The sequence below is a fragment of the Dyadobacter sp. LHD-138 genome (assembly GCF_030929615.1).
GTDB lineage: Bacteria > Bacteroidota > Bacteroidia > Cytophagales > Spirosomataceae > Dyadobacter.
The window spans coordinates 100,703-117,630 of the sequence record NZ_JAVFVU010000016.1 but is presented as its reverse complement, the minus strand read 5'-3'; the positions used below and the strand labels follow the sequence as shown (position 1 = coordinate 117,630).

The window sequence follows — 16,928 nt, the reverse complement described above, 5'->3', positions numbered from 1 at the left end:
ATGAATCCTTACGTTTCTTTAATTATTCTAATTGTATATTTTGCAATGCTGATCACAGTGTCGGTCTACACATCACGTGGGGCGGACACGAATACCTTTTTTACGGCTAACCGTCAGTCTCCCTGGTATTTGGTTGCTTTCGGGATGATTGGCACGTCCTTATCCGGTGTAACATTTATATCGGTTCCCGGCGCGGTGTCCAATATCCAGTTTTCTTATTTTCAGGTGGTTATCGGTTACATTTTAGGTTACCTGATTATCGGTACTGTTTTAATGCCGCTGTACTACCGGCTAAATCTGATTTCCATTTATTCATATCTGGAACAACGTTTTGGGTTCTGGTCGTATAAGACAGGTTCGGCCTTTTTTCTTTTGTCAAGAACAGTCGGTTCGGCGGTGCGTTTATATGTGGCCGCGCAGGTTTTACAGATTGCATTGTTCAAACCACTCGGCGTTCCTTTTGAAGTTGCCGTTGCGATCACGATTTTGCTGATCTGGATTTACACGTTTAAAGGTGGTGTGAAAACGATTATTGTTACGGATACTTTGCAGACTTTTTTCCTGATAACGGCTGTCATTCTGACGATTGTATTGGTTTCAAGAGAACTGGACCTGCATGGTATTTCCGATGTCTGGAATACGGTTCAGGATAGCGGCTATGCGAAGATTTTTTATTGGGATGTTAATGATTCGAAGTATTTCTGGAAACAGTTTTTCGCGGGTGTTTTCATTGCAATCGTCATGACTGGCATGGACCAGGATCTGATGCAGAAGAACCTTACCTGTAAGAATATCGGTGAAGCGCAAAAGAATATGTTCTGGTTTACCGTTGTTTTGGTGATCGTGAATTTCATGTTTTTATCGCTTGGTGCGCTGCTTTACGTATATGCATCTGCGAAAGGAATTCCAACGCCGGTGAAAACCGACGAGTTCTATCCCATGCTGGCATTGAACCACCTGGGGATTGCCGTAGGCATCACGTTCCTGTTGGGGATTACGGCGGCAACCTATGCAAGCTCGGATTCGGCTCTGACAGCGTTGACAACGGCATTTTGTATCGATTTTATGGAGATTGAAAAGAAGCCAGAGGCGAAAAGATCCAAGATCAAGTTCTGGGTTCATGTGGGTTTTTCAGTGTTGTTCTATCTGGTAATTCTTTTGTTTAACAAGATGAATAATAAAGAGGTGATCACGGCTATTTTCGATCTTGCCGGGTACACCTATGGTCCTTTGCTTGGATTGTTTACATTCGGGCTTTTCCTGAAAAGGCCTGTCATGGACCGTTGGGTTCCGTTGGTTTGTATCGTGGCACCTGTGGCAACTTATATCATCAATGAACATTCCGTGGAATGGTTCAATGGTTATAAATTCGGTTTTGAAAGATTGATTATCAATGGGCTGATCACTTTTATCGGACTTTGGCTTCTTACCGATTCCAAGGCGAAGAAGATCGCTTAAAAATAGATTGAACTGAATTTGTCCGAAGTGTCGCTGTGATCCCGGACAAATTCAGTTTTCCCGTATTCCACCTATCAACTTGCTACAATAGCACACGCTTGCACCTACCATGGAAAATGAATTGTTAAACAAACGGGATATCTTCGCTTATTTCCTCGTGGCGGCTACCGGTGCGTTGATCCAGCTGATCATCGGAACATTGGCGCAGGACTGGTTTTCGATAAGTTATCGTCAGTCGCTAACGGGGGGTTATCTGGTTGCATCCGTTGCCGGCTTTTTTCTTGCTAAAATATTCGCCTTCAATTCGAAAAATAAATCGAAGAACCATCGGGAAAAGATTAAGTTTTTCTTCGTTACTGTGCTTTCCTTTTGCATCACCGTGTACGGCTCTGATGCGCTTTACCGGTTAACGTTAATTGTGGTCGGCGAATGGAAGTTTACCATCCCGTTTTCAGTAAAACTGGTCGATATCAACAAGCTGTTCAGCCAGCTGACCTGTATGGCGCTGAGTTTTATGAGCAATTACATTCTGCACAAAAGATTTACTTTTAAGGACACCGGTTTTTACGGCCGGTTGAAAAGTTTATTGGCTCAATAACAGATCTATTCAGGTTTCTTTTCTCAAAAAATAACAAAAGCGGCATCCAAAATCCGGGAGTCTGCTGTTGTTGGGATTTCCACGTCTTTCCGAAGTATTTTATTTCGAAAATAGTCAAATTGAGACTGTTTTTTAGATTAAAATAAGCACTCTTTATCTTGTTTTAATTTTATATATATTGTAACTTTCTTTCGTTGAACGGTTATAAAATGACTGTATTTTATTAAAAAATATTGAACGATAATGCAACGAACAAGAGAACCATAATTTTTACAATCTATCAAACTAAATATCAAGACAATGAAATCACTATCATTATTTCTTATCGGCAGTTTGCTCTGCGTATCCTGCGCAAAAAATGAAAAACAGGATGAAGCAACTCAGAGTGCAAATATTGAAAAGGAAAAAAAAGCCATCGCCGCAACCATAGAAAAGGAAACGCAGTCCTTTTTTGCCAGAGATTATGAAGCATGGAAATCAAACTATGCACAAACCGATTATGCATTTCAGGCATGGAGTAATGACGATGGTACCTTCGATTCCAACGTAGGTTGGGAAGACATCAACAAGCAAATAGGAAAATATATAGCAGAAAATCCTGAGCCCGTTTCCAGTCACCCCAAAGTGGAACGGAAAAATATGCTTTATAAATTTTACGGGGATAATGTTGCCTACCTTACCTGGGATCAATTTAACAGCGATAAGCCCGAAAAATACTTTCACCACAGCAAAGAAGTCAGGCTTATGGAGAAGATCAACGGAGAATGGAAAATCGTCTGTGTGTCGGCATTTTGGGATTATAAAAACCTGATCCCGGCAAGTAAACTTCCAATGATCCAGAAAATAGCAAATGAGAGCCGAGGCAAAAACAAAATATAAATACCTATGAATCAGTGTCCGGTATGTTCGCTATCGAAAAATAATGTTCGGTATTGAACACAAGAATCGGACACTGGTTTTTAAATGTAATTTCATTAATATGCTTAAAATTAATTAGTTATGTAATGAATCAGCATTTATTTGAAACGTGTTTCTGATTTGGCACAGGCTTTTTTAGTAAGAGGATATCCATGTTATATGGAATGTTCAATCTTATAAAATATATAGCCATGAAAATTACAAACATTTCAAAATTAGTTTTGTCCCTTGGACTAGCCTTGTCAACTTTATCTTTTAGCTACGCAAAAGAAGAGGGAACCGAAAAAAAAGAAGCCAAAGCGGCGAAGGCCTTTGATGCTTCGTTGTACAGAGTGGCAAACACCAATAAGGTGAAGCTGGCGATCGATAAAATTCCGGATGCCAACGTGACCATTATTTTGAGAGACAATCACGGTAAGATTATTTATCAGGAAGTACTCAGAAAAAACAGCGAAGACCTGTATCGCCGGGTTTTTGATCTTGAAGAGGTAGACGAGGGGACGTATTACTTCGTTATGATGGGGAAAAATACTAAAATCACTAAAAAGGTAGAGGTATCTTCTTCCACTACCAAAGTGATCCTTTTGTAAGCACCCCGATACGAAAAAGAGCTTTGTCATATCAATGGCGGAGCTCTTTTCGTATTTTAACGGGATTATAATAATTCTTTTTCCGGATCCCAGAAGCGGGTTGCCCAGTCCTGGACCACATCATTTTTTACAACCACACCTTCACTTTCCAATCTTTCCTGCATGGTTGTTGGGGTTTCGAAAAGATGTTTTGCACTCAGCAGCCCATCTCGGTTTACTACCCTGTGGGCCGGAACATTGTGTTGGGTGTAGCTATTTCCCATTGCCCAGCCTACCATTCTTGCTCCGCGTTTTGAACCAAGATAGGAGGCAATGGCTCCGTAAGACGTAACCCTACCTTTTGGTATCATGCGGACCACATCATAAACATTTTCAAAAAAATCATTTTTGGGTTTCAGATCCTGAATTTGTTCTGGCTTCTTTGCGCTCATTGATTTCCCGGGTTAATTCTCTATACCATTTCGGTCCGTATGCGCGGATCAGCGGTTCTTTCAGGAACTGGTATAGCGGAACACCTAATTCCTGGCCGAAACTGCATGCCGGACTGCATATTTCCCAGCGGTCGTAATTAAGCGCATGGTATTGCTCATATTTCGTCACGCGAATGGGATACAAATGGCAGGAAATTGGCTTTTTATAGTCAATTTTTCCGTCGTTGTACGCTTGTTCTATGCCACATTTCAGAATTTTCCGTTCATCATAAATGGCATAGGCACATTCTTTTCCGTTGATAACCGGCGTTACATAGTCTCCTTCGAAGTCTGTTGTGTAAGTACCTTCTGCTGCAATAACTTTTTTCCCTTCTTCGGTCAGATACGGCTCCACATATTTATAAATGCTTTCCAGTATCGGCAGCTCCTCAGCGTCGAGCGGAGCACCTGAATCTCCTTCTACACAGCATGCACCCATACATTTATCAAGGTTACAGACAAAAAGCTGGTCCTCGATGTCATCGCTGATGCATGTATTATCAATCAGTATCACAGTGAATTTTTATTTATTGTTGTGGTATTTTTAACTTCTGGCCAACTTTTACGGTGTTACCCGATAAATTATTCAGCTTTTGAATATCTTCTACGCTAACCCCATAATTCTGGGAAATACGGAAAAGTGTTTCTCCCGATGCAACTGTGTGCGTTTTCGTACCGGATCCCTGAGCTGTTTTTGGACTGGAAGCGGTTTTGGGAGTACCAGAATCGCCTGCCTGTTTCTGAACAATCAGTTTCTGACCAACACTTAATTTAACAATATCATTCAAATTATTGAGCGAAAGCAGTTCTTTCACACTCAGACTGTACATTCTGGAAATACTGTAAAAGGTCTGACCTTGCTCCACAGTATGGAATGTATTGGACGCTTTAACAGCCGTTACTGCTGGTTTTTCCTTCACCGGCGGGAGTGGATTGTCAAAAGCAGTGGGCTGGGTATTGGCAGGCGTTCTTGACGCATTTTCCGACGGCGTTGAAAATAAATTACTATCAGATCTGCGGGCTACTGGTTTTGCAGCTGTTGCCGGTTTGCTCACCGTTGCCTTTGGTTCTACGGACGGTTTAAAAGAAGTGTCGTCATTGTCCTGTGTGATGATCACAACGCGGTCGTTTGTGTTTTCGGTAGAAGGTTTGGCCGCAACAACCGGGATTTCTACGTTCGCTGGTGTAGCAACGGTTGGGGTAACGCCAGGCTGAAATTCCTGATTTTCCTTTGCTATGCTGCTTTGGCTTTTGTCAACCAAAATGGGTGTATATTTTTTACGACCCGATGCGTTTGCCGGAATTTCATTTGACGTCGCAGACTGAGGCTGCGTAGGAACAGAAGCCACCATGGGGTCTGTAACCTTATCCTGAGGTTTCGGCGTGATAATTTCGATCGGCTGATTTCTCGGGCGCTTTTTGTTAAGCCATACAACCTGTCCGGTTTGCAAAGGATAATTCCGGCTGATCGTGCGGTTATATTTTAAGAGATTAACCAAACGCAGACCGTATTGCTGGGAAATGCTCTGCCAGCTGTCTCCTGTCTGGGCCGTATGGAATGGCGTCGCCGCTTTTTTATTTTTTCTTGCCAGGTAATAAATGTTTCCCGGAATGACCGGCATTTCGGCCGTTAGGTCATTGTATTTGCGAAACCGTGTACTTCTAAGATTTCCGGCTGAGGCGATAGATTTGGCGTCGTCACCTGCACGCGCTTCAATACCCGGAAGGCCATTTATTTCGTAGAACGTATTGCCGTTTTTTCCACTTGGCTTAACATTTGATTTCTTTAATATGGGAAATCCAGTTTCGTCCGGCGTGTTGTTGGATGCAGTAATAACGGGCTGACTTTGAGCAGGTAATGATAGTTTGGAACGTACCGAAGCAACCTGATTTGTTGGGACCGGAAGCGTGATAAGGTATTCACGGTCGGTTGGAACTCGGTTGTCGCTTACCCAGCGGTTATAATTTCTAACATCGGTTTCTGAAATGCTTAGTTCACGGGAAATGTCCGAGAAGGATTTGCCCTTACCATATTCAGATTCAATCAGTACCAGATTATTTGTCGTGCGATGTCTTTCTATGCCAGCCTCCAGTGCAATTTTGTGGGCAAAAAAGCGAAGCATGTAACGGTCTGTTTTGCTGTTTAATACAATTTCACGAGCATAGGACCAGCTGGCTGGAACCAGTTTTTTTACCCCGCCTACACCCTGATAGTAAGAATACAATGCAGAAACCCAGTTGTTGAGCTGCTGGTTGTTCTTTTTTAGATACCAGGCCGCCGCATGGGTTGAAGAACTGATATTTTTTCTTTCATCAACATCTTTGTCTACACGGAGGTTAAGCTCTATCGCTGTTTCCGGTTTAAACTGCCAGAAACCAACGGCATTGGAACTCGACACAACATCCGGTTTGAACGAGCTTTCCTGAACGGCAAGGTATTTAAAATCAATAGGTACCTCTTCATCCATCAGAATACTTTCGACGATCGGGAAATAAAGTATCGCCCGGTCCATTTTTTCTTCCCAGAATTTCCTGTTTGACATCAGGCTTTTTATATCCTCTTCAATAAGATTTTGTGCCGATCTGTCAAATTTTACTGTAATTCCTCCAAAAAGGACACTTACCGGAATTTCCGGAGCACCTTGTGCTTTTGCCAGGTTTAACTGAACAAAAAATAAAATTACGAATGAGGTAAATTTTAAGTATTTGTTGGAAATTTTGTTCATAAATAATAAAAGCTTGGCTTGTTTGATATTTTGAATTACAATTTTTGGAGCATCATCAATCCATCCCGGATCGGCAGAAGAAGATTGGAAACCCGACTGTCCTCGTGTACCATGCGGTTGAAATCCATGAGTGCCTGCGTATCCTTATCAATTTTCTTCAATTCCTTATCGAAGACTTTTCCGCTCCACAATACATTATCGGCAAGGATAAATCCTCCCGGCCGGACCTTATCAAGACAAAGATTAAAGTATGAAACGTAGTTAATTTTATCTGCATCCATAAACACAATGTCAAAAGTGTCCTGTAAAGTAGGAATAATATCCAAAGCATTCCCTATTCTGTAATCAATTTGATAGAGAAAATTCGATTGGCTGAAATATCGTCGGGTGAGGGTTTCTAATTCTTCGTTGATATCAATGGTGATAAGTTTACCATTGGGCTGTAAACCTTCGCACAGACAAAGTGCCGAATATCCGGTGTAGGTACCGATTTCTAAAATTTTCTCGGGACGCAGCATGCGGGAGATCATGGACAAAAAACGCCCCTGTAAATGCCCCGAAAGCATGCGCGGATTGAGCACGTTTGCATGTGTTTCCCGGTTAAGGGATTTCAGTAGTTCGTTCTCGTCCTCGGTGTGCGCTTCGGAATACGCTTCTATTTCTTCCGCCAGAAACTTCATTAAGCAAATGAATGGTTAGTATTATGAATGGTAAAGCAGTTGGTATTGAACCGCGCGGCGGCCGCTATTTACTCTTTCTCAATACCAACCGCTCATTTCAAAAAATTACAGGTGGGCAACAAGTCCCTCCAGATATTTGCCATAACCACTTTTAACGAGCGGTTTGGCGATTTCTTTCAGCTGGTCGGCTGTGATGAAGCCCATCCGGTAAGCGATCTCTTCAATACAGCCTACTTTCAATCCCTGGCGCTCTTCGATCACCTGAACAAATTGTCCGGCCTGCATCAGTGACTGGAATGTTCCCGTGTCCAGCCAGGCTGTTCCGCGGTTCAGAACACCCACTTTTAACTGGCCTTTTTCAAGGTAAACGCGGTTAACATCTGTTATTTCCAATTCGCCACGTGGTGATGGCGGGATATTTTTTGCAATTTCAACAACCTGATTGTCATAAAAATATAATCCGGGAACAGCGTAATTCGACTTTGGCGTTTCAGGTTTTTCCTCGATCGAGAGCGCGTTGAAATCTTTATCAAATTCAACTACACCATAACGTTCAGGGTCATGGACCTGGTATGCGAAAATAACGCCGCCTTCAGGATCATTATTGGATTGAAGCAACTGCGAAAGACCAGAACCATAGAAAATATTATCGCCCAGGATCAATGCTACTTTATCATTGCCAATAAATTCTTCACCAATAATAAATGCCTGTGCAAGTCCATCCGGACTTGGCTGCACTGCATAACTGATGGCACAGCCCAAACGGCTTCCGTCACCCAGTAATTTTTCGAAATGAGGCAGGTCATGCGGGGTGGAAATAATAAGGATTTCACGAATCCCGGCCAGCATTAATATGGACAGAGGGTAATAAATCATTGGCTTGTCATAAACAGGCATAAGTTGCTTGCTGACGGCCAATGTAAGCGGATGAAGCCTTGTGCCGGATCCACCAGCTAAAATAATTCCTTTCATTTGTTAACTTTCGATGGTTGTATAGTTGGTGTTCTTAGTAGTTTGGAGCGGTTTTGAAAAACTGAAAACCACCCCAAACGATTATCTGGCTGCGTACATTCCTTCGTAATATTTCTGGTATTCGCCGGATGTAACATTATTTAACCAATCCTGATTTTCAAGATACCAGGTTACCGTTCTTTCCAGTCCTTCTTCAAACTGAAGGGATGGTTTCCATCCCAGTTCTTCTGAAAGCTTGGTGGCATCGATCGCGTAACGCAGATCGTGTCCGGCGCGGTCTGTTACGTAGGTGATCAGTTTTTCTGTTTCGCCTTCCGCACGGTCTAGTTTTTTATCCATCACGCGGCACAAAAGCAAAACCAGATCAAGGTTTTTCCACTCGTTATGCCCGCCGATGTTATAAGTTTCGCCGTTTTTACCTTTATGGAAAATGGTATCGATCGCAATGGCGTGATCTTCCACGAAAAGCCAGTCACGAACATTTTCCCCTTTCCCGTAAACAGGAAGCGGCTTGCTTTGCAAGATGTTGTGGATCATCAACGGAATAAGTTTTTCCGGGAAATGATTTGGTCCGTAGTTATTCGAACAGTTTGAAATAACAACCGGAAGGTTATAGGTATTCTGGTAAGCCCTTACAAAATGATCGGAAGAAGCTTTTGATGCCGAATACGGAGAACGTGGATCGTAACTGGTTGTTTCGGTAAAGAAAGTCCCCGGATCGTGCAGTTCACCATACACCTCATCGGTCGAAACATGATAGAACCGGTGATCAGCCAGGTTATCTTTCCAGGCTTTACGCGCCGCATTAAGCAAATTGACGGTTCCTACGACGTTCGTCATCACAAATGACATCGGGTCGGAAATGGAGCGATCCACATGACTTTCTGCCGCCAGGTGAATAATTCCATGGAAATCGTTTTCCGAAATCAGTTTGTCGATAAAGGCTGCGTCAACGATATCTCCTTTTACAAAAGTATAGTTCGGCGCATTTTCAACATCACGCAGGTTTTCCAGGTTACCTGCATAAGTTAGGGCATCCAGGTTGTAAATGTGGTATTCCGGGTGGTGTACAACAAATCTGCGAACGACGTGTGATCCTATGAAACCGGCTCCACCGGTAATTAATATCTTTTTCATTGTTTGGGAGTAATTTTTAATTGCCAATTCCATGCATCAAGAAGTGCATCTGCCATTGTTTTCTCTGCTTTCCATTTCATAATGGAATTTACTTTATCCGACTGCGCATAAATTTTTTCTACATCACCTTCCCTGCGTGGTCCGATTGAATAATTAAGCTTTACGCCGGTAACTTTTTCAAATGTATTGATCAGTTCAAGAACGGTGTATCCCTGACCTGTTCCCACATTAAATATGTCATAATAATTTTTTTCTGTCTGGCTATCAAGCAAAATAAGTGCTTTCAGGTGCGCTTTTGCCAGATCAACCACATGGATGAAATCGCGTACGCAGGTTCCATCGGGCGTATCATAATCATTGCCAAAAACAGTCAGTGACTTACGCAGGCCAGCGGCGGTTTGTGTGATAAAGGGCACAAGGTTGCTGGGCACGCCATTAGGCAATTCCCCGATTAATGAAGTTTTATGCGCCCCGATCGGGTTAAAATAACGCAGAGAAATTGCTTTGATACCCGGCGCTGCATGTACATGATCCCTGATGATATCTTCTGCCATGGCTTTGGTATTGCCGTATGGAGAAGTAGCGGGTTTACGCGGTGTGGTTTCAGTAACCGGAAGCGCATCAGGCTGTCCGTAGACGGTGCAGGACGAAGAGAAGACAAATTTATCAACATTGTATTCCTTCATGACCTTTAATAAGGTAACGAGCGAAAAAATGTTGTTCTCATAATAATCGAGTGGTTTGTCAACGGATTCTCCAACCGCTTTGTAGGCTGCAAAGTGAATAACGCCGTCGAATTTTTCTTTTTCAAAAACAGCTCGTACCTGCTGTATATCATTGCAATCAATCTCATAAAAGGGAAATTCTTTTCCCGTAATGCCTTTAATTCCGTTGAGTACTTCGCGATTTGAATTGTAGAGATTATCAAGAATAACAGGTTCGAATCCGGCTTCATGCAGTTCTACAACGGTATGTGAACCTATAAAACCGGCTCCGCCGGTAACAAGAATTTTCATAGGAATGCTCTTAAAAAGAATAGGTGGCCAGTATGTGAATTGTTTTGAAAAGTTTCATTTTTCGCTTTCAAAAACTGAATTTTAAAGCGATATTTATTGTAAAACCAGGCTTCAAAACACAAATTTTTTCCGGGCAAAAGTAGAAAATTTGACGTCCATAAAAAAAAAATGTTTTTATTTATCCGTTGGTTGTTAAAAGCTGATTCGACAGAAAATGAACAAGAGAGAAATAAAAGCGCTGATATCCTTACTTGATGACGAAGATCATGAAGTAACTCAGCACGTTGAGGGGAAGATCTTATCATTAGGAGGAAACGTGATCCCTTTTCTGGAAACAGAATGGGAGGAAAGCTTTAACCCAATCCTTCAGCGTAAACTGGAAGAGCTTATTCATGAGCTTCAGTTAAACATCATGAATGAAAGGTTACAGGCCTGGAAAAATGGTGGCGGCCTGGATTTACTGGAAGGTATGTGGATACTGTCGACGTATCATTATCCTGAACTTTCGCTGGATAATCTGAAAACTACGATTGAGCAGCTTTACTATGATATCTGGATACAGTTTCAGGAGGAAATGAACCCGATTGACCAGATCAAACGGATCAACAGCATCTTTTTTGGGGCGATGAATTTTGCGGCCAATACCAAGAGTTTTCACTCGCCGTCGAACTCAATGATCAATGTGGTGTTGGAAAACCGCCGGGGCAACCCGATCACATTATGTGTGATTTATTTGCTGATCGCCAGAAAACTCGGGTTGCCCGTTTATGGGGTAAACCTGCCAAACTTGTTTGTGCTGACCTATAAAAGCGACAATACACAATTTTATATCAATGTATTCAACCGGGGAATCATTTTCTCTAAAACCGATATTGACCACTATATCGCGCAGTTGAATATCAAGCCGAAAGAGATTTTTTATCATCCTTGTACAAACCTGGAAATTATCCAGCGTGTGCTGCGGAACCTGATTTTATCTTACGAAAAAACAGGGGAGCAGGAAAAAATCAAGGAGGTAGAAGATATTCTCCGGTCGACGCTGGAAAGTTAGGCGATATTTAAACAGACACGGCCAGACAGTAATCTTCGAACCAGCGGATATGGATTGGAGAATTGATCTGAAGGTCTTCCTCGTCGTCTGTCAGGATGCCCTGGATAAGGCGTTGCGATTTCGTAAACGGTTGGATATAAATCGAATTTCTAAAGCTAATTTTCTTTTTTCCGTATAATTTGTAGATCGCCTCCTTGGCGCACCAATACATGCAGAGTGTGGCAAGTTCGTTTTCGGCGTGCGTAAATTCCGGTTCCGAAAGATATTTTCTGGAGGTTCTCTGAAGTTTGGGATCAGTCTTTTCCATATCGATGCCAACCGGTGCGGAAGGGTTGATCACTGCCGCAACATAGTCGAAGGTGTGTGTGATTGAAATGTGCGAAGCGTTATTGACCAAAAAAGCCTTCCCATGCTCATCTTTGTGGGTGCCCTCATATAGAAGCCCGAATTGTTCAACGAGTATTTTAATCAGCAGACGGCTGGCCAGCCATTCACGTTGTTTTTGTGGATGGGAAATGGTGTCAAGGTCTTCCGAATTATAGGAAGAACCTAAAATCGTATGAAGTTCATCTTCGGTTTCTGTCAGTTTCCAGAGTAGCAGGGTACTAGTCTCTTCAATCTTTTCGGAATGAACGAGGGGCATAATTATTCTGTTTAAGATTCGGTCCAGGCTTTTTGCTGCGGGGCATTACCTTTAGTTTGCGCTGACCAGTTATCGTTATTTTAAAGGGGATTAATTTCCAGCGACTTATTTGATCGTAAGATAACGTCCCGATATTTATTTAAATTTACAAAGGCAATTTAATGGTTTATTTACCAGTAATTTTTAATTGCCCAATACTAACCGCCAATAGCTAGCTGCTAAGAGCTATCCAAAAATGATTATTCGCAAAGTAGACACTTTTTCCGGTCATCGCGACAGCGTTTATACAATTATTTCTAATAATTCATCCCATGGCTTTTATTCTGCGGGCGGTGATGGTTTTGTGATTGAATGGGATTTGAAAAAACCGGATCTGGGCAAACTGGTCGCGCGCGCAGGTGTTTCGGTTTATGCGCTGTGTTTTGACGAGGCCAGCAAATTTCTCTGGATAGGACAAAATTTTGAAGGGATTCAGGTGCTGGACACCGTTAACAATAAAATAGAATATTCGTCAAAGGTGACCGCATCCCAGATTTTTGATATCAAGATCTGGGATAATAAGGCATTGCTTGCTTTGGGTGATGGCGTAATTGCCGTGATGGACGTGGCCTCACTCGCCATTCAGAAATATATCAAGGTGGCCAACAACAGTGTGAGGTCCATTGCTGTGAATCCTGGCACGGGAGAATTTGCAGTGGGCGACAGTGATTTTAATGTTCATATCTTCGATTTTGAAGGTTTTAAATTAAAAAAGACAATTTCCGCACACACAAATTCTGTTTTTTCCGTTCAATATGCTCCGGATGGAAATTATCTTTTCTCAACCGGTCGTGATGCGCACCTGAAAATCTGGGATGTCAATAGCGGTTATGCGCCGGTAACAGACATCGCGGCACACATGTATGCGGTGAATCATGTGACGTTCAGTCCGGATGGGAAATTTTTTGCCACCTGCAGCATGGACAAGTCCATTAAGTTATGGGACGCGGAGACATTCAGGCTGAAAAAAATTATTGACCGGTCGAGGCTTGCGGGGCATGCTACTTCGGTCAATAAATTGCTCTGGACAGACTATGAAAATCAGCTGGTATCGTGCAGTGACGACCGGATGATCTCCGTTTGGGAAGTAGCCATATAATATGGCTTAAAAGTGTAATTGTAGCAAATACTTTGAAATGTACAGGATATGTCTTTATCTTAGACGACTGTTACGAATTAAAAATTAAAGCATATATCCATCATGAAAATTTCGGCAATAGACATACGTAAACATACGTTTGAAAAAATTTTCAGAGGTTACAATCCTGATGAAGTTGATGCATTTCTTAACTCTTTATCGCAGGAATGGGAGCGCTTTTCGAGTGAGAACAGCATGCTGAAAATGCAGTTGGAATATGCAGAAAAGGAACTTAGTAAATTAAAAGATATCGAATCAACACTTTTTCGTACGCTTAAATCCGCGGAGGATGTCAGCAGACAGATTGAAAAAGAGGCGATTGAGGCGGCTGATAAAAGGGTTGAGGAGTCGAAGGTAAAAGCCGACAGCATGATTGAAGAGGCGGAGCAAAGGACGAATCAGGTCATCCTGGAAACGGAGAACCGTCTGAAGAAATTTAAAGAAGATTTTGCACTTGAAATTAAAAATCAGGAGCGTGATTTCCGCGCTATTGAAAATTTCAGAGACAATCTGGTCGTACAGCTTTCGTCCCTGGCTAATAACACGATTGAAACCGTTGGACGTTTCGAAAATAAATATGACAAGGAGTCTGTTCTGAATAAGATGGAAGAGATCAAGCAACATGTGGCTGAGATTGAAATCCCTAAAAAAGGAACTCCGATTAGTCAGTATGTCGCTCCTGAACCTGTTGAGGAAGAACTTACAGAAACTGAGGAAGAAATAGTTCCGGATGTTGCCCTGGAAATCGTTTCAGCGCCGGAAGAAGAAGCAATACGGATAGAAGAACCGGCTGCCGAAGAGATAGAATTGGTTGAAGAGGAAATTTTACCCGTGGTTGAAGCCGTCGTTGAAGAGGAGCCGGAACCTGTTGCGAAAAAAGAAGAACTGAGTGCGGCGGATGCGGCTACGGAAGCTTTGGCTGAAATGCATAAGTCTGCCGAAAGAGCGCGTGAAACTGCATCACCCCGTGAAGCTCAAAATACGTTTAAGGAGAAATCTCAGGAACCGGTTTTGCCCAAAAGTACAGGCGGATCATTTTTTGACCAAATATAATTTACATTGGGTACGATCTCATTAGAAGGGTTAGAGTTTTTTGCTTACCACGGTTATTATCCCGAAGAGCAGAGAATTGGTAATAAATATGCGCTGGATATCACAATCAATACTGATTTCATAGAGGCTGCGGTGAAGGATAAGTTAAGTGCGACGGTTAACTATGAAACATTATATCAGATCGCGGCAAAAGTGATGCAGGAACCGGCCAAGTTATTGGAACATATCGGTTTCAAGGTGATTGCCAGCGTGAGGGAACATTATCCGGATGTACAGCAGGTGATTGTGCGGGTATCCAAGTTTAATCCGCCGATAGGAGGGGTTTGCACCCGGGCTACGATTACGATGGAAGGATGAGTTTAAAGGAGAAGTCAAGACTGGGCGTCCCCGTTTCCAAAACTTGACTTCTCCGGCTTTAGAGCATTTGCTCTTTATTTATTATTTTTCCTTATGCAGGATATTCGTGCGGAAGCGAAACGTTATTCTGTTCGTTCCACGGCAAGCCCTGTGTATTTAAATGCGCCATGAATGGATCCGGGTTTAATTCCTCGCAGTTCCAAACACCTGGCTTCATCCACTCTTCGTTGGTCAGCATCAGCATGGCACCGATCATCGCCGGAACACCTGTTGTATAGCTTACAGCCTGCGCTTTCACTTCTTTGTAACATGCGGCGTGGTCACAATTATTCCAAACGTAATAAGTGGTTTCTTCACCGTCCTTAATCCCTTTGATTTGGCAGCCAATTGAAGTTTGTCCTGAATAATTTTCGCCCAGCGAATCAGGAGCAGGAAGCACTGCTTTCAGGAATTCCAGCGGAACGATATCCATTCCGTTGAATTTAATCGGCTTGATACTCGTCATGCCCACGTTTTCAAGCACGTTTAAGTGCGTGATGTACGCTTGTCCGAATGTCATCCAGAAGCGCGCACGTTTCAAGGTTGGGAAGTTTTTTACCAGCGATTCAAGTTCTTCGTGGTAAAGCACATAACTTTCTTTCGGCCCGATTCCAGGATATTCGATGGGTTTATGAATCGACATGGCTTCTATTTCAACCCATTCTCCATTTTCCCAGTAGCGGCCTGGCTGAGTGATCTCGCGGATATTGATTTCCGGGTTGAAATTGGTAGCAAATGCTTTTCCGTGGTCACCGGCGTTACAGTCGATGATGTCCAGATAATGCATTTCATCGAAATAATGTTTGTTGGCATAAGCAGTGAAAACCTGGGTAACGCCCGGGTCAAAACCACAACCCAGCAAAGCCATCAAGCCAGCATCTTTAAAGCGCTGCTGATATGCCCATTGCCAGCTATATTCAAATTTGGCAACATCTTTTGGTTCGTAATTGGCGGTGTCCAAATAATGCACTCCTGTTTCCAGACAAGCCTCCATGATCGTCAGATCCTGATAAGGAAGGGCAACATTGATAAGCAATTTTGGCTGGAAGCGCTTGATAAGCATCACAGTTTCAGCAACGATATCAGCATCAACCTGTGCCGTTTCGATATCAACTCCGTGCATTTCCTTGATTTCACCAGCTATTTTGTCGCACTTTGATTTTGTACGGCTGGCTAGCATGATGCTTGTAAATACATGGCTGTTCAATGCACATTTATGCGCCACCACACTTCCGACGCCGCCGGCACCAATAATAAGAACTTTGGACATGTGTTTTTTTAATGAATAATTGGGTGAATGTTTGAATAAGTGAGTCAGTTTTATCTGCAAAGAATCCTGAATGGTCCGTGCCGGATAACGACTTGCTCCCAAATTTCTAACGATAAGGCTCAGATCGGTTTATGCAAAAGCACAACATTCCGGACGAATCGTCTTTTCAACCGCAAAGATAGGACGACCAAATGTTTTTTTGTTAATTCATTATTAATTTAACCGACCCACCATGGATATTTTGCTTTTTGTTGCCGGTATTGCCTGTTTGTTAACCGGTTTGGCCGGCGCTATTCTTCCGCTTCCCGGACCTCCGCTGAGTTTTGCCGGACTTATCCTTTTACACATCAGCAAATTTGCCGAGTTCAGCAATACCGTATTGTATAGTTTGGGGTTTGTAACCATTGTGATTGCTGTGCTGGATTATTACATACCGATCTGGGGCACGAAGAGATTTGGTGGAACGCGCTATGGGGCCATTGGCGCAACGCTCGGTTTGCTGGTTGGGTTCTTTTTTATCCCGGCCATAGGAATGTTTGTTGGGACGTTTTTGGGCGCGTTGCTGGGAGAACTTATAGGCGGCTCAAAAATCAAAAGTGCGTTGAAATCTGCGGTTGGTTCCTTTGTCGGTTTCCTGACCGGCATTGTGATGAAGGTAATCCTTTGTCTGATAATGATTGGTTATGCAGTTATTGAAGTCTGGGGTAATGTATAACTGTAATATTTACAGTTAGTTATGTGAATTATTTCCTGGGCCACTTCGAGAGTTTTTG

18 protein-coding genes are annotated in these 16,928 nt (G+C 42.7%); 9 read left to right on the top strand and 9 right to left on the bottom strand.

Features of this window, described 5'->3' with window-relative positions; translation table 11 throughout:
• From RB622_RS14410 to RB622_RS14395, 4 genes are all read left to right on the top strand, one after another.
• Entirely contained in the window at positions 1-1,458 is a 1,458-nt protein-coding gene (locus tag RB622_RS14410) for a sodium:solute symporter (protein ID WP_308047264.1), read from the top strand.
• A gap of 109 nt (positions 1,459-1,567) precedes the next feature.
• Positions 1,568-2,056 carry a GtrA family protein gene (locus RB622_RS14405; protein ID WP_308047263.1) on the top strand — a complete coding sequence of 163 codons (489 nt, stop codon included), beginning with the start codon at positions 1,568-1,570 and terminating at the stop codon, positions 2,054-2,056.
• 300 nt (positions 2,057-2,356) lie between these two features.
• The gene (locus tag RB622_RS14400; protein WP_308047262.1) at positions 2,357-2,935 is read left to right on the top strand and encodes a hypothetical protein; all 579 of its coding nucleotides are present in this window, start codon (positions 2,357-2,359) and stop codon (positions 2,933-2,935) included.
• Positions 2,936-3,165: 230 nt separating this feature from the next.
• Entirely contained in the window at positions 3,166-3,564 is a 399-nt protein-coding gene (locus RB622_RS14395; protein ID WP_308047261.1) for a hypothetical protein, read from the top strand.
• 65 nt (positions 3,565-3,629) lie between these two features.
• On the opposite strand, the gene RB622_RS14390 is transcribed toward RB622_RS14395, so the two are convergent.
• The 7 genes from RB622_RS14390 to galE all read right to left on the bottom strand — a co-directional run bounded on the left by RB622_RS14390 (position 3,630) and on the right by galE (position 10,565).
• Positions 3,630-3,995, bottom strand: a complete 366-nt coding sequence (locus RB622_RS14390) for an MGMT family protein (RefSeq protein WP_308047260.1) — start codon at positions 3,993-3,995, stop codon at positions 3,630-3,632.
• Positions 3,946-4,548, bottom strand: a complete 603-nt coding sequence (locus RB622_RS14385; protein ID WP_308047259.1) for a DUF3109 family protein — start codon at positions 4,546-4,548, stop codon at positions 3,946-3,948. The genes RB622_RS14390 and RB622_RS14385 overlap by 50 nt, the downstream gene beginning before the upstream one ends.
• 13 nt (positions 4,549-4,561) lie before the next feature.
• The gene (locus tag RB622_RS14380; RefSeq protein ID WP_308047258.1) at positions 4,562-6,760 is read right to left on the bottom strand and encodes a LysM peptidoglycan-binding domain-containing protein; all 2,199 of its coding nucleotides are present in this window, start codon (positions 6,758-6,760) and stop codon (positions 4,562-4,564) included.
• A gap of 35 nt (positions 6,761-6,795) precedes the next feature.
• On the bottom strand, positions 6,796-7,440 hold the full coding sequence (locus RB622_RS14375) for an O-methyltransferase (protein ID WP_308047257.1): 645 nt from the start codon (positions 7,438-7,440) through the stop codon (positions 6,796-6,798).
• Between the two features lie 105 nt (positions 7,441-7,545).
• The gene (gene rfbA, locus RB622_RS14370) at positions 7,546-8,412 is read right to left on the bottom strand and encodes a glucose-1-phosphate thymidylyltransferase RfbA (RefSeq protein WP_308047256.1); all 867 of its coding nucleotides are present in this window, start codon (positions 8,410-8,412) and stop codon (positions 7,546-7,548) included.
• An 81-nt stretch (positions 8,413-8,493) separates the two neighbouring features.
• Positions 8,494-9,549, bottom strand: coding sequence for a dTDP-glucose 4,6-dehydratase (gene rfbB / locus RB622_RS14365; RefSeq protein ID WP_308047255.1), 1,056 nt, complete (start codon positions 9,547-9,549; stop codon positions 8,494-8,496).
• Positions 9,546-10,565 (bottom strand): UDP-glucose 4-epimerase GalE, encoded by a 1,020-nt coding sequence (gene galE / locus RB622_RS14360; protein ID WP_308047254.1) that lies wholly within the window; start codon positions 10,563-10,565, stop codon positions 9,546-9,548. Before galE ends, rfbB begins: the two co-directional genes overlap by 4 nt.
• A 214-nt stretch (positions 10,566-10,779) precedes the next feature.
• Here galE and RB622_RS14355 point away from each other — a divergent pair, with 214 nt between their 5' ends.
• Entirely contained in the window at positions 10,780-11,616 is an 837-nt protein-coding gene (locus RB622_RS14355; protein ID WP_308047253.1) for a transglutaminase-like domain-containing protein, read from the top strand.
• A 7-nt stretch (positions 11,617-11,623) separates the two neighbouring features.
• Here RB622_RS14355 and RB622_RS14350 read toward each other — a convergent pair whose 3' ends face one another.
• Positions 11,624-12,259: a 4'-phosphopantetheinyl transferase superfamily protein gene (locus tag RB622_RS14350; RefSeq protein WP_308047252.1), complete on the bottom strand. Its 636-nt coding sequence runs from the start codon at positions 12,257-12,259 to the stop codon at positions 11,624-11,626.
• 235 nt (positions 12,260-12,494) lie between these two features.
• Between RB622_RS14350 and RB622_RS14345 the strand changes: the two genes are divergently transcribed.
• From RB622_RS14345 to folB, 3 genes are all read left to right on the top strand, one after another.
• On the top strand, positions 12,495-13,397 hold the full coding sequence (locus tag RB622_RS14345; protein ID WP_308047251.1) for a WD40 repeat domain-containing protein: 903 nt from the start codon (positions 12,495-12,497) through the stop codon (positions 13,395-13,397).
• Positions 13,398-13,499: 102 nt separating this feature from the next.
• On the top strand, positions 13,500-14,489 hold the full coding sequence (locus tag RB622_RS14340; RefSeq protein ID WP_308047250.1) for a DivIVA domain-containing protein: 990 nt from the start codon (positions 13,500-13,502) through the stop codon (positions 14,487-14,489).
• Between the two features lie 6 nt (positions 14,490-14,495).
• Positions 14,496-14,846, top strand: coding sequence for a dihydroneopterin aldolase (gene folB / locus RB622_RS14335; protein WP_308047249.1), 351 nt, complete (start codon positions 14,496-14,498; stop codon positions 14,844-14,846).
• 91 nt (positions 14,847-14,937) lie between these two features.
• On the opposite strand, the gene RB622_RS14330 is transcribed toward folB, so the two are convergent.
• On the bottom strand, positions 14,938-16,155 hold the full coding sequence (locus tag RB622_RS14330; RefSeq protein WP_308047248.1) for a saccharopine dehydrogenase family protein: 1,218 nt from the start codon (positions 16,153-16,155) through the stop codon (positions 14,938-14,940).
• Between the two features lie 232 nt (positions 16,156-16,387).
• Here RB622_RS14330 and RB622_RS14325 point away from each other — a divergent pair, with 232 nt between their 5' ends.
• The gene (locus RB622_RS14325) at positions 16,388-16,870 is read left to right on the top strand and encodes a DUF456 domain-containing protein (protein ID WP_308047247.1); all 483 of its coding nucleotides are present in this window, start codon (positions 16,388-16,390) and stop codon (positions 16,868-16,870) included.
• The last annotated feature ends 58 nt before the right edge of the window (positions 16,871-16,928 follow it).